The organism is Rhizobium esperanzae, from assembly GCF_014197615.1.
In the GTDB taxonomy this organism is placed as follows: domain Bacteria; phylum Pseudomonadota; class Alphaproteobacteria; order Rhizobiales; family Rhizobiaceae; genus Rhizobium; species Rhizobium esperanzae_A.
Genome location: NZ_JACIFY010000022.1, coordinates 1 through 20,303, shown reverse-complemented (window position 1 = coordinate 20,303; position 20,303 = coordinate 1). Strand labels below are relative to the sequence as shown.

Genomic DNA, 20,303 nt, shown 5'->3' with positions numbered 1-20,303 from the left:
CCTTAAGCGGCTACAAGCCGGGGCGACGTCACATCCAACTTGACCATTTGACAGATATCCTACAAGTCTATATGTAAGGCGCATCTAATTGACGACGCTAGAAAGTGACCGGCATGGCCTTGAAATCGATGAAGCCGCTGACGCGCGCGCCGCTGCTGCATGTCTCCGTGCAGGAAAGCCTGCGCGCCTATATCGACGACAATGGCCTTGCGCCCGGAACCCTCCTTCCTGCGGAGGGAGAGCTTGCCACCCAGCTCGGCGTCAGCCGCAATTCGCTGAGGGAAGGCATCAAGGCGTTGGAATCGCTCGGCGTGCTGGAGACGCGGCGCGGCGTCGGCATCTTCGTCAAGGCGTTTTCCTTCGAGCCGCTGCTCGACAACCTCGCTTACGGTCTCGGCGGCGCCCTGCGGCAGATCGAGGAAGTGCTCGAAATCCGGCGCACGCTGGAGGTGGGGTTGATCGGCAAGACGATCGACGTGATCGGCAAAGAAGACATCGCCGAATTGCGCGACACGGTCGGGCGAATGCGCGCCCATGCCGAACGGGGTGAAACCTTTGCGGCCGACGACCAGCTGTTCCACCGGCTGCTGTTTCGCTGCCAGGACAATGAAACGCTCGTGCGGCTGATCGATGTCTTCTGGCTCGCCTTCTACAAGGCCTCGGATTTCGTCAATCTTGAAAATACCGATCCGATGGCGACGTGGCGCGATCACGCCGCAATCGTCGATGCGATCGAGGCAAAGGATCTGGAGGAGGCGCGCCGGCGCCTGGATCGTCACTACGAGGGTATTGCCCGGGTGATTGCCAACAACAAGACAAGCTCAAACATGGGAGGAACACATGAAAAGACTGTCTAGATTATCCGCAATCGCGCTTGGCGCCCTGCTGTCGACGGCCGCCGTTCCGGCTCTCGTGCCGGGCGTTGCAATCCAGGCCCGGGCAGCCACGCTGTCCGGCGGTTTCGATGTCGGCCCCGGCGGTTTCCAGGGCAACTTCAATCCGCTTGCCGCGACCGCCGGCTTCACCTGGCTCAGCATCTACTACGAGCCGCTGATCACCTATGACGAGAAGCTTCAGAAGGTCGTGGGCGCGCTGGCAAGCTCCTACGAGGTCAGCCCGGACCAGATGATCTACACCTTCAAGCTGGCCGACGCCAAATGGCATGACGGCAAACCGTTCACTGCCAAGGACGCGAAGTTCACCATGGGCCTGGCGATGGACGCGAAGACCGGCTCGGTGCTCGCGGCCCGGCTGAAGGGCATATCATCCGTCGAGACGCCGGACGATCGCACTGTCGTCATCAAGCTCAGCGCCCCCAGCAGCAGTTTTCCCGACACGATGACCAAGGTGATGATGCTGCCCGAGCATGCACTTGCCTCGACACCGGCCGATCAGCTGGCAAAGAGCACGTGGTGGTCCACTGCGCCGATCGGCACCGGCCCGTTCAAATTCACCAAATATGTCTCCGATCAGTATGTCGAGCTTGCCGCAAACACCGATTACCGCGGCGGCAAACCCGCACTCGAACGCGTCATCAATCGCTATTTCGCCAACCCGGCCGCAGCGATTGCGGCACTCAGATCCGGCGAGATCCAATTCACCTATGTCGATTCCAACGACGTGCCGACCTTCAAGGACAACAAGGACTTCAAGGTCATCGAAGGCAACTCTTTCGTCGTCAACTATCTCGGCTTCAACCATGATTCGCCGATCTGGAAGGATCTGCGCGTCCGCCAGGCGGTGATGTACGCGATCAATCGCGACGCCATCATCCAGAGCCTCTATGGCGGCGCCGCCAAGCCGGCCAACTGCGCCTATGTCGCCGAACAGCTGGTACCGCAGGGCATCGATAGCTACCCCTACGATCCTGAGAAGGCCAAGCAACTGCTGAAGGAAGCCGGCTGGGACCAGATCAACGGCAGCAAGCCGATCACGCTCCTGACCTATTACACCACGCCGCTTGCCACCAACGTGCTTGCCGCCGTCCAGGCGATGCTTGCCCAGGTCGGCATCAACATCGTCCCGCGCGCCGTCGATGCGCCGACCTATAACGGCATCGTGCTCAGTGCGACGCCGGATATTGCCCAGTTCCAGATGGTTTACGCCGGGCTGCAGAACGGGCCGGATGCCGGCAGCATCAATGTCGGCCTCAACGAAAAGCAGATCCCTCCGGCCGGACCGAACGTCGCCAGAGTTCGCATGCCTGATCTGACCAAGGCGCTCGACAGCGCGCTTGCCGAGCCCGACAGCGCCAAGCGGGATGCGGCCTATCAGAACGTCTGCAAGGTGATGAACGCTGAGCTGCCCTGGGCAACACTCTGGGTGGCAAACCGCTATGGCATCGTCTCGACCAAGCTGAAGGATTTCGTCTGGACGCCGGCGCCGGGCGGCGGCCCTTACCAGGCCGGCCCGCAGAAATGGTCGATCGCCGAATAGGCGTTTACGCAAAGCCTCGAGGGTGGCTTCGGCCACCCTGACGAGACGGCCAGACCGACGGCCAGATAGGCGGCCAGACCGACGGATTTGACGATGCTCCGATACAGCCTTAGACGCCTGATCATAGGAATGGGCATGCTCGTCGCCCTGAGCATGCTGATTTTCCTGCTGCTGCGCCTGACACCCGGCGATCCGATTGATGCCTATATCGATCCGAACCTGCCGATGTCGCCGTCGGATCTTGCCGATCTGCGCAAAAGCCTCGGGCTCGACCGGCCGTTGCCGGTACAATATCTGGGTTGGCTGCAGCAGGCGCTGACGGGCAATCTCGGCTATTCGATCAAGCGTCTCGACCAGCCGGTTCTGGCCCTGGTGCTGTCGCGGATCGGGCCGACGGTGCTGTTGATGGGCACCGCGCTTGCCTTCGCCATCGTCGTCGGCATCGCCTGCGGGGTGATCGGCGCCGTCCGCCGCAATTCGCTGGCCGATCTCTCCTTGTCGGTCGCAGCACTTGCCGGCATTTCGAGCCCGGCATTCCTGAGCGCACTGATCGGCCTTTATGTTTTCTCCGTCCGCCTTCACTGGATGCCGTCAGGCGGCATGCTGACGCCCGGCGAGGAATTTTCGGTCGGCGACCTGCTCCACCATCTGATCCTGCCGGCCGCCCTTCTGTCCGTCGCGCAAGCCGCATTGATCATGCGCTACATGCGCGCTTCGCTGCTCGAGGTCCTGAACCAGGATTACGTGCGCACGGCCCGCGCCAAAGGCGTTCTCGAGTTCTGGGTCATCACCAAACACGCCTTGCGCAATGCGCTTCTTCCGATCGTGACCCTGATCGGCTCCACCATCGGGCTTGCAATCGGCGGCGCAATCTTCATCGAGAGCGTCTTCAACTGGCCGGGCATGGGTCTTTTGCTCGTCGATGCCGTTCAGACCCGCGACTACCCCGTCATCATGGGTGCAACGCTCGTCATCGGCACCTGCGTCATCGCAGTCAATCTTCTGACCGACATAACCTATGCGGTCGTCGACCCACGCATCAAGGTGGGCTGACCATGCTGGCACGCTCCCCCCGACATCGCAGCCCGGGGCCGCTCACCCGTGCCTTCGGCCGCTTTCTGCTCAACCGCGCAGCCGTTGCCGGCGTCTGCATTGCCATTCCGATGCTGCTGCTGATCCTTTCCTATCCGCTATGGTGGGCATTCCAGCCGAACGACATCGATTTGCTGGCGATGAATAGCGGCCCGACGGCAACGCACTGGTTCGGAACCGACGGCGTCGGTCGCGATGTCTTTGCGCGTGTGCTCGAAGGCGGCCGGATTTCGCTGCTGGTCGCCGTCGCATCGACCGCGCTTTCGGCGGTCATCGGCTTTCTTTTCGGAGCCATCTCCGCACTTGCGGGACGTTGGACCGACGCCGTCTCCATGCGCTTTGTCGATCTGGTGATGACCCTGCCGCCCGTCATCTTCCTGCTCGTGCTCGCCTCGATTGCCGGCACCGGCATCTGGCCGACCGTGCTCGTCATCTCGCTGCTCTCCTGGCCGCTGCTGGCGCGCATGATCCGCGCCCGGCTGCTGGAACTGCGTGAGCGCGACTTCGTCATGGCCGCCCGCGGCATGGGCGCCGGCATCGCACATCTGCTCTTGCGCCACGGCCTGCCGAACTCGATCGATATCCTCGTGGTCTATGCGACGCTGCAGATCGCCAATGCCATCCTGCTCGAGGCGGGCCTCTCCTTCCTCGGTCTCGGCATCGCGCCGCCCGCGGCAAGCTGGGGCAACATGCTGAACGCAGCCCGCTCCACCGCCGTGCTCGAACAATATCCATGGCAATGGCTCTTCCCCGGCGCCGCGCTGATCATTGCCGTGCTGGCAATCAACTTCATCGGCGATGGACTCAGAGATGCCTTCGACCCGCGTGCCGAACTGAACTGACAATCGAAAGAAAGCGAAAATGGCCAAATTCAAGGGTGTCGTTCCCCCCGTCGTAACACCGCTCAATCCGGATTTCACCGTCGACTATCCCTCCTATACCAGGGTGCTCGAACATCTGATCGATGCCGGCTGCCACGGCGTCTTCGTGCTCGGCTCGACCAGCGAAGTCATCTTCCATGACGACAAGACTCGGCGCGAAATCATCGAACACTCCGCCAAGGTGGTGAATGGCCGCGTGCCGCTGATCGTCGGCGTCATCGACCCGACCACGGATCGTGTCATCGCCCATGCGAAGGTGGCAAAGGCGGCCGGCGCCGACGCCGTCGTGGTGACGGCCCCCTTCTATACCGTCACCAGCCAGTCCGAGATCCTCGATCATTTCCGCTATATCAGAGACGCGGTGGACGTTCCGCTGGTTGCCTACGACATTCCGGTCTGCGTTCACGTCAAGCTGCAGCGCCGGACCATCGTCACCCTTGCGAGCGAAGGCGCCATCATCGGCCTCAAGGATTCCAGCGGCGACGACGGCAACTTCCGCTATGCGTTGCTCGACCTTACCGAACACAAGGACGTCTTCCTGATGACCGGCTCCGAGATCGTCGTCGACAACGCCCTCTTGATGGGCGCCCATGGCGTCGTTCCCGGCATCGCCAATGTCGATCCGCACGGCTATGTCAGGCTTTGGAATGCCGCCCAGCGCGGCGACTGGGCCGCCGCGAAGAAGGAACAGGAACGCCTCTGCCGCCTCTTCGAAATCGTTTGGGTGGCGCAGGGCCGCGTCAGCGGCGGTGCCGCCGGCATCGGTGCCTTCAAGGCCGCCATGCAGAGCCTCGGCATCATCGACACCGCCGTCATGCCGCGACCGCGCGCCTGCCTGAACGATGCGGAAACCGCGCGGATCGACGAGATCCTGCGTGCAACCGGCCTTTTGAACTGAGCCGTCGGATGGAACAGACCGCCGAACCCGTACTCGACATCAGGGGATTGCGAACGATCTTCCGCCTCCGCGGCGGCGAAATCACCGCGGTCAACGATATCGATCTGACCGTTGCCGCTGGCGAGACCGTCGCGCTCGTCGGCGAATCCGGCTCCGGCAAGTCCGTCACCAGCCTGTCGGTCATGCGGCTGCTCACCCGCAATATCGGTGTGATCGCCGCAGGCAGCATCCGCCTGACGACGAGGGGCGGCGCGGTGCGGGACCTTGTTTCCCTCGACGAAGAGAGCATGCGCAGGATCCGGGGCGACGATATCGGCATGGTGTTCCAGGAGCCGATGTCGAGCCTCAATCCGGTTTTCACCATCGGCGACCAGATCGCCGAGCCGATCCGCATCCATCGCGGCGCAAACCGCAAGGCGGCGATCGACGCGGCCGTCAGGCTGCTTGAAAGCGTCGGCATCCCGGACGCCCGGCACCGTGCCGGCCAATATCCGCACGAACTGTCGGGCGGCATGCGGCAGCGCGCCACGATCGCCATGGCGCTCGCCTGCGATCCGGCTTTGCTGATCGCCGACGAGCCGACCACGGCGCTCGACGTAACGATTCAGGCACAGATTCTCGATCTGCTGCTCAAGCTGCAGCGCGAGCGCGGCATGGCCATGCTCTTCGTCACCCATAATCTGGGCGTGGTCGCCGAAATCGCCCATCGCGTCGCGGTGATGTATGCCGGCCGGATCGTCGAAGAGGGGCCGGTCGGCGAGGTTTTCCGCCATCCGAAACATCCCTACACGATGGGCCTGCTCGCTTCCATGCCGCGCCTCGGCGACGCCGCGCGGATGAAGCAGGCCGGTGAAAAGCTCGCTGCCATTCCCGGCATGGTTCCCAGCCTGACGAACATGCCGAGCGGCTGTGCCTTTTCGCCACGCTGCAAATTCGCAATCGATGCCTGTCGCGGCGAAACTCCCCCGCTCGAACAGGTCAATCCGCAGCACCGCAGCCGCTGCATTAGATGGCAGGAGATCTAGATGAGCGCGCCGCTGCTCTCCGTCCGCGACCTCTCGAAACATTATACCTCCCGCGGCAGGCGGCTGAACATTCTTGAAGGCATCTCCTTCGATATCGGCAAGGGGGAAGTGGTCGGGCTGGTCGGCGAATCCGGCAGTGGAAAGACCACGATCGGGCGTTCCGTCCTGCGCCTCGTCGAGCCTTCGTCCGGCAGCGTCCGCTTCGACGGGAATGAACTGACGGCGCTGTCCGCCTCGGCGCTCAGACGCCAGCGGCCGCGCATGCAGTATATTTTCCAGGACCCGTTCGCCAGCCTGTCGCCGCGCATGACGATTGGCGAAATCCTGACGGAGGGCCTGAAGATCCAGGGGATCGGCACCACCCGCGACCGGCTGGAGCGGGCGCGGTCGGCCTTGGCGGAGGTCGATCTGCCCGCCGACGCGATCAATCGGTACGCACATGAGTTTTCCGGTGGCCAGCGCCAGCGCATCGGGATCGCCCGGGCATTGACATTGTCGCCCGAATTCATCGTCGCCGACGAGCCGGTCTCGGCGCTCGACGTATCGATCCAGGCACAAGTGATCAACCTGCTGCGCGACCTGCAACAGCGGCTCGGCCTGACCATGCTGTTCATCTCGCATGATCTCGCCGTCGTCGAATATATCTGCGACCGAGTGATCGTGCTCTATCTCGGCCGCATCATGGAAATCGCACCGAGCGCCGATCTCTATGCGAGGCCGCAGCATCCCTATACGCGCGCGCTGCTCTCGGCGATTCCGTCGCCCGATCCGGGTGCCCGCCGCAATCGGCAGATCCTGAAGGGCGATATTCCGAGCTCCGCCAATCCGCCGAGCGGATGCGTTTTTCGCACGCGCTGTCCGAGCGCGCTCGAGGCCTGCGCCGGCGCCGTTCCGCAATTGCGGGAAGTGGCGCCCGGCCACCTCATGGCTTGCATCCGCGACGACCTGAACTGATACGCCATCCATCGGGGACGAGATGATGACCGACAAGACGCCGCATCCCGCCATCGGCGGAAACTGGGCGAGCCTGCTTTTGCCGATCGCAGCCGATGACGGCATCGAATTCGACAAGCTCGGTGAAGAGATTGACATCCTCGTCGAGGCCGGCGTCGACGGCATCTATTCGAACGGCACATCAGGCGAATTCCACAATCAGACGGAGGAGGAGTTCGACAGGATCCAGGCGATGCTGGCCGAGCGCTGCAAGGTTTCCTCTACCCCATTCGTCATCGGCGCCTGCCAGCCCGACCCGCTGATCATGCTCAATCGCGTCCGCCGCGCCGCCGCCCTCGATGCCCGCGCCATTCAGGTCATTTTGCCGGACTGGTGGCCGCTCAGCGATGCCGAGGCCGTCGACTTCCTGAAACGGGCGGCCGACACTGCCGACGGAATTCCGCTCATCCTCTACAATCCGCCGCATGCAAAACGGGTGCTGGCGCCACAGGAGCTGGGCGCGGTCTGCGGCGGAGTGCCTGAAGTGATCGGCATCAAGCTCGCCGACGGCGACGACAGCTGGTATGCCGAGGCGCGCCGGCATCTGTCCGGGCTTTCGCTCTTCGTTCCCGGCCATCATCTCGCAACCGGCATCAGAGAAGGCGTCGCGGCAGGCGCCTTTTCCAATGTGGCCTGCCTCAGTCCGCGCGGCGCTCAGATCTGGACGGCCTCGATGCGAAACGACATCGACGCCGCACTCGATCTGGAAAGACGCATCTGTGCGTTTATGGACGCGCATATCGTCCCCTTCCGCCGCGACCTCGGCTATTCGAACGCCGCTCTCGACAAGCTTCTGAGCGCCATCGGCAATTGGGGACCCGTCGGCACCCGTTTGCGTTTTCCCTATCGTTCGATAGACGCGGCGGAAGCGGTCAGGTTGCGACCCATCGCACACTCCCTGCTCCCCGATCTTTTCCCCTGAATTTGCTCGGGCCGAGCGGAGACAAATGACCTGGGGTTTGTTGGGCCAACATTACCCTCCTGGAGTAACGGCAAGAGCAGGAGAATAATTTTCTGTTGTCGCAAATGAAAAATCTGCTTTACTGACGCCTCGCTGCTTGGCTTTGAGGGGGATATTGCCGATGCCGTGGACCCGCAGAGATATTGTGCTTGGTGGATTGGCGTTACTTGGCGCCGGCGCGGTCGGCAGGCCGGCTTTGGCTCAGGCGTCTTCCTTTTTTGCCGGTATCGCCGTCGACAACGGCGTCACGTTTCGGGCGACGAACTTCGCCAAGATCGACAAGAAGTGGCACCGTCAGGTCGTCAAATATTTCAGCAGCGAGCCGATCGGCACCGTCGTCGTCGATACCAGGCACCATTTCCTCTACCTGATCATGGAGAACAAGACGGCGATCCGCTACGGCGTCGGCGTCGGCCGCGAGGGGTTCAAATGGTTCGGCCGCGCCACGATCGACGCCAAATCTCTCTGGCCGCGCTGGACACCGCCGCCGGAGATGCGCAAACGCCATCCCGAACTGCCCGAATTCGTGGAGGGAGGCTCGCCGAAGAACCCGCTCGGTCCCCGCGCCATGTATCTGCATCGCGACGGCGTCGACACCGGCTATCGCTTCCACGGCACGCTTGAGCCATGGAGCATCGGCAAGGATGCTTCCAGCGGCTGTATCCGCATGTTCAACGAGGATGCCATCGACCTTTATCAGCGTTGCCCCATCGGTACGGCGGTACAGGTTCTGCCGCATATTGCCGACCAGGCCGAAAGCGCCGCGCAGGTCAGCCAAACAACAACCCCGGTCGAATAGGAAATCACCCTGATGTCTGCTGCGACCGAATTTACAAGGCGGCTTCTCGCCGCGTCCATGCTCCTGGCGCTTGCCGCCTGCTCCACCACGGAGGTCGCCTCCCTGGAAGAACCCACCGCAGCGCCGATGACCGGCCAGACCAACGATCCCGCGCCCGGTTTCGAGAATGTCGCGGCGGGCAGCGAAGAGGATTTCATCCTCAATGTCGGCCGGCGGATCTACTTCAAGCAGGACTCCGCTGCGCTCGATTCCGTCGCCATGGCAACCTTGGACAACCAGGCCGCCTGGCTGAACAAGAATCCGACCTGGCTGCTCAAGCTGCAGGGATTTGCCGACGATTCCGGTTCCGCATCCAAAATGGAGACGCTGTCGCAGAAGCGCGCCGACGCAGCAATGGCCTATCTCGCCTCGAAGGGCGTCGACGCCAAGCGCATGTGGGCCAAGGGCTACGGCAACGACCGCGAAGTCCGCGACTGCACGGATCGATCCTGCCGGGTGCAGAACAGGCGCGTCGTCACCAATCTGCGCACCCAGCCCGACGCGGTCTGATCGCCGCTCGAACCTCAACGCTTGCGCCGACGATGCGGTCGCGCCAACCCGCCTTCAGGAAGAAGGCGGCAGGAGATAGCCCGATGGCGACGGCAGGTCGACGATGAACCTGATATCCGCCGCATTCGCCGCCACGACCAATTGGTAGTCGCCCGGCTCGGCCCGGAAGGCGCCGGCCTCGACATCGAAATAAGCGAGATCGCGCGGCCGGATCTTCATTGCGGCCGTGCCGGTCTCGCCGGGCTGCAGCGAAAGCTTTGCGAAGGCGCGCAGTTCCTTGTCCGGCCGCTCAACCTTGGTCTTCGGCGAACGGATATAGAGCTGCACCAGTTCCGAGCCTGCCCGGTCGCCTATATTGGTCAGGTCGAGGCTGATGGTCACGCCGTCAGGCCCCATTTCGCCGGCCGAAAGCCGCGGCTCGCCCCAGCTGAAGCGGGTATAGCCGAGGCCGAAGCCGAAGGGAAAGAGCGGCTCGACGGCGCATGTGTCGTGGTGACGGTAGCCGACGAAGACGCCTTCGGCGTAGCGCACATGCCCGTCTTTGCCGGGATAGACGGCGGCATCGCCTGTGATGGCGGAATTGTCGGCCAGCGCCTTCGGGAAAGTCTGCGGCAGGCGCCCGCCGGGCTCGACGTCGCCGAACAGCACGTCGGCGACGGCATTGCCGAGCTCCTGCCCTGGATACCAGATCTGCAGCACGGCGCGGACCTTGCCGAGCCAGGGCATTTCCACAGGACCGCCGGTCTGCAGCACGACCACGGTATTGGCATTGGCGGCGGCCACCCGCTCGATCAGTTCTTCCTGGCGGCCCGGAAGCCGCATGTCGGGCAGATCAAGCCCCTCCGTATCCCATTCGCCGTCACGCCCGACGAAGAGAAGCGCGACATCGGCATTGCGAGCCGTTTCGACGGCCGCCTCGATATCGGCCTCGCCGAGCGGCTTTTCCACACCGAAACGAACGGCGATGAGGTTGATGCCCTCCGCGCTCGCGATGGACGGCTCATATTCGATAGTGACCGCATAGGCCCGGCCGGCTTCGAGTGCGACAGTGCCGCGCTGCTCGTCATTGGCCGTGCCGAAATAGTTTTCGCCGCGCGTCCAGCCATCATGGCCATCGACCGTCAGCGCGCCGTCGACGGAGAGCCGCGCCAGGCCGGCATTGGTCATGCCGAAGACATGATCGCCGCTCTCCGCCGGCACGAATTGCATTCTCATCCGAGCCGAGAAATCGGCGGGGTCGAGATCGCCCGACGGCAGCTCGAACCAGAAGAACTCGCCCTTGTCGACGATCTCGACATGAAGCGGATTGCCCTTGCAGCCGCGTCCTTTGAAATATTCGACCGTGATCTTTCCCTTGAACACGTCGATCAGACGGTTATGGCTGCAGCCGACCGCATGGCTGATGCTGTTGGCATTGGCAAGGGCGGCGCGGATGCCTTCGAGCGGGCTCACCGTATAATGCGCCGCAATCTGGGCGCTGCCGCCGCCCATGACGCGCGCGGTGGCGGCATTCGGTCCGATCACGGCAATGCGGTCGAGCGAGGTCTTGGCAAGCGGCAGGATACCGTCGTTCTTGAGCAGGACCGCGCCCTCCGCGCCGAGGCGGCGGATCAGCGCCCGGTCTTCCGGCAGGTCGATCGCCCGCTCCGTGAGGTCAGGCGTCTTCTCGAAGGCGCCGACCCGTTCGAGCAGCAGCAGCATGCGCCGCGCCGCGGCCTTCACCGTCGCGGCCTCGACCTTGCCCTCGCGCACGGCGGCAACCAGTTTCTCGCCGCGGTCGCGCGCCGGACCCGGCATTTCGAGATCGAGACCGGCATTGATCGTTTCGGCCGTCGTATGCGAGCCGAACCAGTCGGACATGACGATGCCATCGAAGCCCCACTCCTGGCGCAGCACCTCGGTCAGCAGCCAGTGATGCTCGCTCGTATAAGTGCCGTTGAGACGGTTATAGGAGGACATGACGGCCATGACGCCGGCGCGGCGGACGGCCTGTTCGAAAGGCGGCAGGTAGATTTCGCGCAGCGTCCGCTCATCGATATCGGACGACATGGTCTGCCGCTCGATCTCGGATTCGTTGCCGGCGAAGTGTTTTATGGTTGCCGCGATCCCTTCGCCCTGCACGCCCTCGATATAGGCGACGGCGAGTTCTGATGTCAGCATCGGATCTTCGGAATAACATTCGAAATTGCGCCCGTTGAGGCCGGAGCGATGAATGTTCACCGTCGGCGCCAGCAGCACGGCGGCACCTTTGCTCTTGGCCTGGCGCGCAAGGGCTGCGCCCATTTGGCCGACGAGTTCGGGATTCCAAGTGGCGCCGAGCGCGATGGCGACGGGAAAGCAGGTCGCCTTGACGCCGGCGACCAGCGAACCCGCACCGCGCACGCCGTTCGGTCCGTCCGTCACCTTGATCTTCGGCACGCCGAGACGCTCGACGGGAACCGTCGTCCAAAAATCGGCGCCGGACAGCAGCGAGACCTGCTCCTCGAGGGTCATCTGGTCGAGAATGGAATCGATCATGCACACCTCCCAAGGAAACCCTTAAACCTACCGATTACTCGGTATTTTTAAGATGTCAATCGGGCAGGCCTGATGTATGGATGGAGAGCATGGGAGAAATCGGCCGAGGCGCGTGCCGATCGCCGCTCCAAAGGGCAGAGGAGACGATGGCAGAATTGTCAGAACAGAAGGCCGGAGAGGAAAAGCGAGGGCGCCGATCCCGCAAGGGTGAGACACGCCGCGCGGAAATCCTGACGGCGGCGATGCGGCGCTTTGCCGAAGACGGCTACCAGAATGCGGCGATCGCCGACATCGCCCGCGATGTCGGCCTGTCGCTGCCCGGCCTGCTGCACCACTTCCCGACCAAGGTCGATCTGCTGCTCGCGATCCTCGCCAAGCGCGACCTCGACAGCGCGGATTTCATCGGGCTGCACGGTTCCGATCTCCGCCGCCTGCTGAAGGGTATGGTCGCGATCTTCCGCCGCAACGCCGATATGATCGAGGTCGTCAGAGCCTTCGCCATTCTCAATGCCGAAAGCTTGATGAAGGACCACCCTGCCAAGGCATGGTTTCTGGATCGCGCCACCGAGATGCAGGATAATTTCGCCTCGACCTTCGAACGGGCCGTCGCCGAAGGCTCGATCGATAGCGGGATCGACGGCAAGGCGCTGGCCGCCGAACTGATCGCCGTGATGGACGGGCTGCAAATGCTCTGGCTGCGCGACCCCGATCGCTTCGACATGGTCGGCGGCCTGGAAGCCTATGTCGGCCGGTTGCTGGCAAGCCTCGGCCTGGAAGGCTGATCACTCTTCGAAACGCCCCAGCCAAATCATCATGTGGCTGACGGCTTCGCAATATCTTTGCCCGACCAGCAGACCCGTATGGGTCGTCCCCTGAAGACCCAGATACTCGCCGCCAATATGTCTTGCCGTCGCCCGGCCGCGGCGATCATCGGCTGTATCGTTGACGGCTGAGATGACGAGGCTCGGGCATGTGATCTTGGCGCCTTCGACGGAAATCCCCTCCATCCCGAAATGAAAGGAAAATGCAGCGAACGCCTTTGCAGATTCCATCGACAGATACTTGCGCTGAAATTCGATATCTTCGCGCGTTTCATCGGCACTGCTTTGCTCGTCGCGCGCCGGCGCCGGCACAACGAGACCCGGTATTATTGATGCAAGACCGTCATACGGCACCTCGTCATGCACTTGTCTACAGATGCTGGAATCGATCAACACCAGTCCGGCAATGCCAAAACTTTCCGCCAGCTTCTGGCTCAGGATCCCTCCCATGCTGAAGCCGATCACGACGGGCGGGACTGCATATTCCTCAACGATTTCGGCGATCGCCTGGCGGATATCGTCCAGGTAGTCCTCAAATTCGACCTTGGTCAAATCCACCGATCTGCTTTTGTAGTGGCCGCGCAAATTGAGGCAATAGGCCGTCCATCCGGCCGATATGAAATGCGGGATGTATTTGCTCCACATCCAGCTTCCGGTGAAGGCGCCGTGAACAAAGAGCAGAGGCGGCCGGGCGGACCGTGTCGAACTGCCGACCCCATAAAAGACCTCGAGAAAGAGGTCGTTCTCTCCAATAAATTTCGTCGTGTGCTCGGGCAATTCCTTCGCAAAGTCCCGCATGCCGCTTTCTCCTTCGATAGTGGCAGCCCTTCCGCGCATCGCGTGACGGCTGCGGCTCCGGGAACAAGGATATTTCTTATGGAATATTGAGCAATGGTGGCTCATGGCCTTACATTAAGGACAAAATCTCTCTAATCCGGTGTCGTATGGAAAGCCTCGCGAGCGTTTTTGCTCTTGTTTACGCTGCGGAACAGCAGAGCTATGTCGCAGCCGCTCGCGTCGCCGGCGTTTCGCCATCGGCGATCGGCAAAGCCGTCGCGCGTCTCGAAAGCCGGTTGGGCGTGCGGCTCTTCAACCGCACGACGCGCAGCATCAGCCTGACGGCGGAAGGCGCCCTGCTCTACGAGCGCTATAAACGCATCATCGACGATATGGATGACGCCGAGGCAACCATCTTACGGAGCCGGGAACGCCCGAGGGGACGGCTCCGGGTCAGCGTGCCCCATATTGTCGGACATCACCTGCTGATGCCGATCCTGCCGATGTTTGCCGGGCGTTTTCCGGAGATCGAACTGGATATGGATTTCGAGGACAGGGTCGTCGACCTCGTCGCCGAAGCGCTGGATGTCGTCATCCGCAGCGGCGATCTCGCCGACGCCCGATTGATCGCCCGCCATCTCGGCGATCAGCATTTCGTCGTTTGCGCAAGCCCCGATTATTTCAAGCGTCATGACCGACCAGAGACGCCGGACGATCTCTCCCGGCACACCTGCATTCACTTCAAATATCCATCCAGCGGCCGCATCGCCCCATGGGCATTCCATCCTCCCTATGAGCGGCTGCTTTTGCCGAGAAGCCTGACCTTCAACAATACCGATGCGGGGCTGAGGGCGGCGCAGGATGGGTTAGGGCTCGCGCATCTGCCCGTCTATGTCGCGGCGTCCCATATCCAGGCCGGTAGTCTGACCCCCGTCCTCACCGGCTTCATGGTGCCCTTCGGTTCGCTTTCGCTCGTCTGGCCATCCAATCGCCAGCTTTCACCGAAAGTCCGCGCCTTCGTCGATTTCGTCGTCGAGAACCTCGCCGCCCGCCCCGATGCTTTTCGACCGGCAGCCAGCTTGTCGCGCTGACCCGACGCGTGAGTACCTCCGTGTCCTCGCCATTTCGATCTGCGGTCGCATCAGCCCTCACGCACCGCGCAGGAAAGGCACCCCCAAGCGGAGCCGCCATTATGGTTTTGCCCTGTCGCGCTCCGCTCCGACCAGAAAAGGCCTCTCATAAGAAGTTCCCCCAATAGAACCGGAATATCCGGAGATCGTCCTTCAGCCAGTCGTGGTCAACTGATCGACAAGTGCTTTACCGACGCCGTGCGCAGAAGCCGGATTCTGACCCGTGATCAGACGCCCGTCGGTCACGACATTCTCCGACCAATTGGGCGCGGCCTGATGCATTGCACCGCGCTGCTTGAGAGTGGTCGCAAGCAGGTAAGGCACCACCTTCGTGTATTGGACCTCAGCCTCCTCCTCATCGGTAAAAGAGGCAAACTTCTTGCCGGCGACGAGATAGCTGCCGTCGGACAGCGTCGCATTGACCAGCGCCGCCGGGCCGTGGCAGACGGCAGAGACAATACCGCCTGCTTCCCAGATTTCACGAATGATCTTCTGCACGGCCGAGCTGTCGGCAAAGTCCCACATCGTGCCGTGGCCGCCGGCGAAGAAGACCGCCGAGTAGCGTGAGGGATCGAGGTCGCCGAGCACCAGCGAGTGCGCCAGCGCATCGCGGAATTCCTTGTCCTTCCAGAAGCGGCCATTGACCGGGTCGGAGAGATCGAAAAAATCGATCGGCGGATGGCCGCCGCGGATCGAGGCGATCTCGGCTGGGATGCCGGCCGCCCGGAACACTTCGAGCGGATGAGTAAGCTCGACCATCGCGAAGCCGGTCGGCTCGCCGCTGTCGCCCCGGATCGGGTGACTGGTCACCACACACAGGACGGGCTTGATCGCATGTGACATGTTTCGGTCTCCTCAGGATTTAAGTGAGGCCATGTCGATGACGTAGCGATATTTCACGTCGCTCTTCAACATGCGCTCATAGGCTTCGTTGATCTGCTGGATAGGAATGATCTCCATGTCCGAGACGATGCCGTGACGCCCGCAGAAATCGAGCATCTGCTGGGTTTCCGGCACACCGCCGATGAAGGAGCCCGAGATCGCCCGGCGGCCCCGCACCAGCCCGCCGGCGTTGACCGGCGTACCGAGCGGCCCCAGATAACCGACGAGAACGAGCACGCCTTCCAGCGCCAAGGTGGGCATGTAAGGATTGACGTCGTGATCGTAAGGAACAGTATCGATAATAACGTCGAAGCGGCCGGCAACGGCTTTCATCTGCTCCGCATCGCTCGACAGCACGACATGATCGGCGCCGAGACGGAAGGCGTCTTGCTCCTTGCCCGCCGAGCGCGTGAACAAGGTGACATCGGCTCCGAGCGCCTTGGCGAGCTTCAAGGCCATATGACCGAGCCCGCCCAGGCCGATCACCGCGACCTTGCTGTCCTTGCCGACATTCCAGCGGTGCAGCGGAGACCAGGTCGTGATGCCCGCGCAAAGCAGCGGAGCAGCCCCCGCCGGATCGAGCCCATCCGGCAGCGACAACACGAATTTGTCGCGTACCACGACAGAATCCGAGTAGCCGCCATAGGTTATGTCGCCATCCTGCCGGTCGTTGCCGTTATAGGTGAAAGTCGGGCTCTCGACACATTCCTGCTCCCAGCCCTTCAGGCAGGGCTTGCAGTGCTGGCAGGAATCGACCATGCAGCCGACCCCGACCATGTCGCCGGCCTTGAAGCGGGACACTGCCGTTCCGACCTCACGCACCCGGCCGATGATCTCGTGGCCCGGCACGATCGGATATGCCGTGAAACCAAAGTGGTTACGGGCCATATGGACGTCGGTGTGGCAGACGCCGCAATAGAGGATGTCGATGACGACGTCATCGGACCGCGGCGCGCGTCGTTCGAAGGCAAAGCGTTCGAGCGGACCGCTGGCCGCTTGAGCTGCGAAGCCCAGTGCGTTCATGGTGCTTACTCCGAATTGTCGTTCTGCCGTTGCAGGCTGATGGCCACACGGCTTTGCGGCGCGCCCAATAGCCCACCGCATAAGCGGAATCAGGCGTTGCCGGGGGAAAACAGCGATTCCCAGTTCGTAAAGGGGCCAAGCGGGATCACCTCCCAGCCGATCAGCCCGGCCTTGGCGAGGGGGAATTCGGCAAGCGCCGCCTTGGCCGCTTCGACGGACTGGGCTTCAGCGATGATTGCGACACCGGGGCGGTCCTGCCGGAAATAGATGTCACGGATGACTCCGCCCTTGTACATCTGCCAGGCATGCCGGGCCTCGTCCTGCATATACGGCTGATATTTCTCCAGCGAGGCGCCGGACTGCGGGACGTCAAGACAAAGCATTTTCATGTTCGGGCTCCTGAGGTTGGGTTTTGTGTTAGGCGGGCTGAAACCGGCTGGCGGTCTCGGCCACGCGCCGGCCGAGGTAATGAGCCGTCCTCAAGTCGCTGCCGATCAGCGCGACGTCCGGGGCCTGGTCTACGTTTGATTGGGTCATGACACCCAGCCAGCTTCCCAGCCGGTTGAGATCGTCTACGCTGCCGGTGCTGCTGCTATTGCCGGGCATCATATCGAGGCCGACCCAGATCATCCCGTGTTGGGCGGCAAACAGCGCCATCGATATGAGAGAGTTCAGTTTGTCGCCGTGCTGGGCTCCGGAATTGGTGAAACCGGCGGCGATCTTGTTGCGCCACTTCTGGGCCGACCAGGCCGCCTTGGTCGAATCTTCGAAGAATTGTTTGAACTTGGCGCTGATCAGACCGTTATAGGTCGGCGACCCGAAGATGATAGCATCGCTTCGCTCAAGCGTCTCCCAGTCCATCGGACCGTCCGCCACTGCGATAAGTTTCGCCTCAGCCACCTGGACTTCGCCGACGCCGGTGGCGACGGCTTCGGCGACGCGTGCGGTGTGGCCAAAGCCACTGTCATATACGATTGAAATCAACAACTTGATCGCCTTCCTGCAACGAAACTGCGCATGACGGGAGGACGATTTGGTCGGGCTGACCCGGTCACTCCGAAAATGTCATTTGCTTGAGCTGATCAATATCGTAGAATTGTATTCAGCAGTGGTGATTGTTTTTCACTTGTTTATTTCCTAAAATTCCGCAATCGCATCATAACGTCTGAAAAAGGTTTGGGATGCGCGATAGATTTGACGGGATAGAAGTTTTTGTCGAAGCCGTCGAAGCTGGGGGCTTTAAAAGAGCGGCCGACCGTCTCTCCCTCACACCTTCGGCAGTCGGCAAGGCCATTGCGCGTCTCGAAAACAGACTGGGGGTGCGCCTGTTCCAACGAACGACCCGCACCCAATGTCTGACTGAAGACGGCCAGCAATATTACGAGCGATGCGTGCGTGCCATCGAAGAATTGCGCACGGGCGAATCCCTGTTGGAAACCGGGCGGCGCGAGGTCGTCGGCAAACTTCGCGTCTCGCTGCCGGTATTGTTCGGCCGCTACTGTGTCGCGCCCATCCTGCGTGCCTATGCTCGCCAGCATCCGAAACTTGAACTCGAGCTCAGCTTCAATGACCGCCAGGTCGATATGATCGCCGATGGTTTTGACCTTGCCGTGCGCAACGGCACGCTCGGCAATGGAACGTCACTGCGCGCACGGCGGCTCGTCAGCCAGCGCAAGGTGCTGTGCGCCTCTCCGGCCTATCTGGCGGCTCGCGGACAGCCGCACTCCCTTGGCGATTTCGGGGATCACGATATGCTCGTCTATTGGCGCCACGACTATGCACTGCCGTGGCGGCTCCCGGACTTGGCCGGCAACCTCATTGATGTGCCTGTCACCTCCCGGCTGCGCTTCGATGATCTGGAGGCCATCACCGACGCCGCGGTCGAGGGCATGGGGCTTGCCTGGCAACCCTATTGGCTCGTCAGCGATCGCATACGCGCCGGCAATCTGGTCGAACTCTGGGCGGACCGGCCAAGCGCTGCGGTAGAATCTTACGTAGTCTGGCCGGCAGCGCAGCATCTGCCGCTGCGGTCGCGGCTGGCCATCGACGCTCTTGCGGGCGAATTGCCGAAACTGTTCGGTCAGGAGGTCTCTTAGTTCGATCTCAAACGCCTTTCCGCAGTTGTTGCGCTTGACGATCGAGATCATTTCCGGCGCCATCTTGTGCTCGTCCATCAAGCGGCCAACGCGAAGCGAGCCTTGTAGCGCGAGCGTGATCTCGGTCATCATATCGGCAAGCTTCTTCTGATATAGTTGCATGCCCGCGAGCGGTTTGCCGAACTGCTTGCGGGCAAGACTATATTGACGAGCGCGGAACCAGCAATCTTCGGCAGCTCCCATGACGCCCCAAGAGATGCCGTAACGGGCGCGGTTGAGGCAGCCGAACGGTCCCTTGAGACCGGAAACGCCGGGCAGAAGCGCATCCTCGCTGACTTCGACGCCGTCCATCACGATTTCGCCCGTGATCGAGGCGCGTAGTGAAAGCTTGCCGCCGATCTTCGGAGCCGAAAGGCCGTTCATGCCCTTTTCGAGGACGAAGCCGCGAATATCGTTGTCATGGGCCTCGGACTTTGCCCAGACGACGAAGACATCGGCGATCGGCGAGTTCGAGATCCACATCTTCGAGCCGCGCAATCGATAGCCACCCTGCCGAAAACCTCAACGGGAGGACGATGAACTTGGCCTTTTCTTGGAACGATCCTTTTCTGCTCGACGACCAGCTGACCGAAGATGAGCGGATGATCCGCGAGTCCGCTGCGGCTTTCGCAGAATCCGAACTCTTGCCGCGCGTCCAGGACGCCTATCTCGAAGAAGCGACCGACCGGGAGCTGTTCCGGTTGATGGGAGCGGGCTATGAGAGCAGCTGATATCTCCTGCCAAAGGGTATCTATGTGGAGATCCCGGACACATATCCCGCGGCTGCACAACCGGCTTCGGGTTATCACGTGGATCGTGACCTCCGCCGTGCGCAAATTCGTCACCCCTGCCCGCCAGCAGCTTGAATTCACTGTCGCGATCAGCAAGGCCAACAAGATCGCCGGACAGATCGAACAGCTGCTGCGAGAGAAGATGCACGACCTCCCTTTACTGCTGTATCCGTCCGTTGATGGCCACCATCGAAGAATCAAGACGACCCATCGTTTTTCGAAAAGCGCTGGCCAGACCACGAGGTCGGCCAAACCAGTCTCGTCCTCGATGGTGATGATCATCACGCCTGTGGCCGCCCCTGGCTTCTGGCGGACGAGGACAAGGCCGGCCTTATATCTTACTATTCCAGCCGCCTGCAGGTTCCAACCGCGTTGCGCCTGCTGATCGATCTTATTTCGAGAGACACGGCCGCTGGGTGGCTGAACCGACCGCCCGCTGTTCCAAAGTGGTTGCGGGAATTTGAAAGGAATCGAACCTACCGCCTTCCTTGAACTCGCCTAAAGCGTGTCGCACTTATTCTGCCTCATATCCGGCAGCTCTGAAGAAATTCAGGCATTCGTCGACTGAGAAGAGGGCGACGATCTCACCGAGG

The 20,303-nt window shown here is 61.9% G+C and carries 19 protein-coding genes and 3 pseudogenes; 14 read left to right on the top strand and 8 right to left on the bottom strand.

Translation table 11 applies throughout. From position 1 onward, the window contains the following. Positions 1-113 precede the first annotated feature (113 nt). The 10 genes from GGD57_RS24785 (at position 114) to GGD57_RS24740 (ending at position 9,634) form a co-directional block, all read left to right on the top strand. Positions 114-857 carry a FadR/GntR family transcriptional regulator gene (locus GGD57_RS24785; protein WP_184472861.1) on the top strand — a complete coding sequence of 248 codons (744 nt, stop codon included), beginning with the start codon at positions 114-116 and terminating at the stop codon, positions 855-857. Beyond that, positions 841-2,436 carry an ABC transporter substrate-binding protein gene (locus GGD57_RS24780; protein ID WP_184472860.1) on the top strand — a complete coding sequence of 532 codons (1,596 nt, stop codon included), beginning with the start codon at positions 841-843 and terminating at the stop codon, positions 2,434-2,436. The genes GGD57_RS24785 and GGD57_RS24780 overlap by 17 nt, the downstream gene beginning before the upstream one ends. 93 nt (positions 2,437-2,529) lie before the next feature. Next, positions 2,530-3,489, top strand: a complete 960-nt coding sequence (locus GGD57_RS24775; RefSeq protein ID WP_184472859.1) for an ABC transporter permease — start codon at positions 2,530-2,532, stop codon at positions 3,487-3,489. A 2-nt stretch (positions 3,490-3,491) separates the two neighbouring features. Further along, positions 3,492-4,370 carry an ABC transporter permease gene (locus GGD57_RS24770; protein ID WP_184472858.1) on the top strand — a complete coding sequence of 293 codons (879 nt, stop codon included), beginning with the start codon at positions 3,492-3,494 and terminating at the stop codon, positions 4,368-4,370. A 19-nt stretch (positions 4,371-4,389) separates the two neighbouring features. Beyond that, a complete protein-coding gene (locus GGD57_RS24765; protein ID WP_184472857.1) occupies positions 4,390-5,307 on the top strand; it encodes a dihydrodipicolinate synthase family protein in 918 nt (305 codons plus the stop codon). A gap of 8 nt (positions 5,308-5,315) precedes the next feature. After that, positions 5,316-6,332: an ABC transporter ATP-binding protein gene (locus GGD57_RS24760; protein ID WP_184472856.1), complete on the top strand. Its 1,017-nt coding sequence runs from the start codon at positions 5,316-5,318 to the stop codon at positions 6,330-6,332. After that, positions 6,333-7,286, top strand: a complete 954-nt coding sequence (locus GGD57_RS24755; RefSeq protein WP_184472855.1) for an ABC transporter ATP-binding protein — start codon at positions 6,333-6,335, stop codon at positions 7,284-7,286. Between the two features lie 25 nt (positions 7,287-7,311). Next, positions 7,312-8,247 (top strand): dihydrodipicolinate synthase family protein, encoded by a 936-nt coding sequence (locus GGD57_RS24750; RefSeq protein WP_184472932.1) that lies wholly within the window; start codon positions 7,312-7,314, stop codon positions 8,245-8,247. 160 nt (positions 8,248-8,407) lie between these two features. After that, the gene (locus GGD57_RS24745; RefSeq protein ID WP_184472854.1) at positions 8,408-9,085 is read left to right on the top strand and encodes a L,D-transpeptidase; all 678 of its coding nucleotides are present in this window, start codon (positions 8,408-8,410) and stop codon (positions 9,083-9,085) included. Positions 9,086-9,097: 12 nt separating this feature from the next. Next, on the top strand, positions 9,098-9,634 hold the full coding sequence (locus GGD57_RS24740) for an OmpA family protein (protein WP_184472853.1): 537 nt from the start codon (positions 9,098-9,100) through the stop codon (positions 9,632-9,634). A 54-nt stretch (positions 9,635-9,688) separates the two neighbouring features. On the opposite strand, the gene GGD57_RS24735 is transcribed toward GGD57_RS24740, so the two are convergent. Further along, entirely contained in the window at positions 9,689-12,151 is a 2,463-nt protein-coding gene (locus tag GGD57_RS24735; RefSeq protein WP_184472852.1) for a beta-glucosidase, read from the bottom strand. A 146-nt stretch (positions 12,152-12,297) separates the two neighbouring features. On the opposite strand from GGD57_RS24735, the gene GGD57_RS24730 reads away from it, so the two are divergent. After that, the gene (locus GGD57_RS24730) at positions 12,298-12,933 is read left to right on the top strand and encodes a TetR/AcrR family transcriptional regulator (RefSeq protein WP_184472851.1); all 636 of its coding nucleotides are present in this window, start codon (positions 12,298-12,300) and stop codon (positions 12,931-12,933) included. Here the strand turns inward: GGD57_RS24730 and GGD57_RS24725 are convergent, their stop codons facing one another. Further along, positions 12,934-13,770, bottom strand: coding sequence for an alpha/beta hydrolase (locus GGD57_RS24725; protein ID WP_184472931.1), 837 nt, complete (start codon positions 13,768-13,770; stop codon positions 12,934-12,936). A gap of 146 nt (positions 13,771-13,916) precedes the next feature. Between GGD57_RS24725 and GGD57_RS24720 the strand changes: the two genes are divergently transcribed. Then, entirely contained in the window at positions 13,917-14,840 is a 924-nt protein-coding gene (locus GGD57_RS24720; protein WP_184472850.1) for a LysR family transcriptional regulator, read from the top strand. A 192-nt stretch (positions 14,841-15,032) separates the two neighbouring features. On the opposite strand, the gene GGD57_RS24715 is transcribed toward GGD57_RS24720, so the two are convergent. From GGD57_RS24715 to GGD57_RS24700, 4 genes are all read right to left on the bottom strand, one after another. Continuing rightward, positions 15,033-15,722 carry a type 1 glutamine amidotransferase domain-containing protein gene (locus tag GGD57_RS24715; RefSeq protein ID WP_184472849.1) on the bottom strand — a complete coding sequence of 230 codons (690 nt, stop codon included), beginning with the start codon at positions 15,720-15,722 and terminating at the stop codon, positions 15,033-15,035. 12 nt (positions 15,723-15,734) lie between these two features. After that, a complete protein-coding gene (locus GGD57_RS24710; protein WP_184472848.1) occupies positions 15,735-16,784 on the bottom strand; it encodes an NAD(P)-dependent alcohol dehydrogenase in 1,050 nt (349 codons plus the stop codon). 89 nt (positions 16,785-16,873) lie between these two features. Further along, on the bottom strand, positions 16,874-17,173 hold the full coding sequence (locus GGD57_RS24705; protein WP_184472847.1) for a superoxide dismutase: 300 nt from the start codon (positions 17,171-17,173) through the stop codon (positions 16,874-16,876). Positions 17,174-17,201: 28 nt separating this feature from the next. After that, positions 17,202-17,771 carry a flavodoxin family protein gene (locus GGD57_RS24700; RefSeq protein WP_184472846.1) on the bottom strand — a complete coding sequence of 190 codons (570 nt, stop codon included), beginning with the start codon at positions 17,769-17,771 and terminating at the stop codon, positions 17,202-17,204. A 194-nt stretch (positions 17,772-17,965) separates the two neighbouring features. Here GGD57_RS24700 and GGD57_RS24695 point away from each other — a divergent pair, with 194 nt between their 5' ends. Then, positions 17,966-18,880, top strand: a complete 915-nt coding sequence (locus GGD57_RS24695) for a LysR family transcriptional regulator (protein WP_184472845.1) — start codon at positions 17,966-17,968, stop codon at positions 18,878-18,880. Here the strand turns inward: GGD57_RS24695 and GGD57_RS24690 are convergent. Beyond that, positions 18,869-19,429, bottom strand: a pseudogene (locus GGD57_RS24690) (acyl-CoA dehydrogenase family protein); the annotation flags it as partial. The gene GGD57_RS24695 and the pseudogene GGD57_RS24690 sit on opposite strands and share 12 nt — an antisense overlap. Before the next feature lie 26 nt (positions 19,430-19,455). Here GGD57_RS24690 and GGD57_RS24685 point away from each other — a divergent pair. Beyond that, positions 19,456-19,629 (top strand): annotated as a pseudogene (locus tag GGD57_RS24685) (acyl-CoA dehydrogenase family protein); the annotation flags it as partial. Between the two features lie 33 nt (positions 19,630-19,662). On the opposite strand, the pseudogene dnaE2 reads toward GGD57_RS24685, so the two are convergent. After that, a pseudogene (gene dnaE2 / locus GGD57_RS29320) lies at positions 19,663-20,046 on the bottom strand (error-prone DNA polymerase); the annotation flags it as partial. Positions 20,047-20,303: the final 257 nt, after the last annotated feature.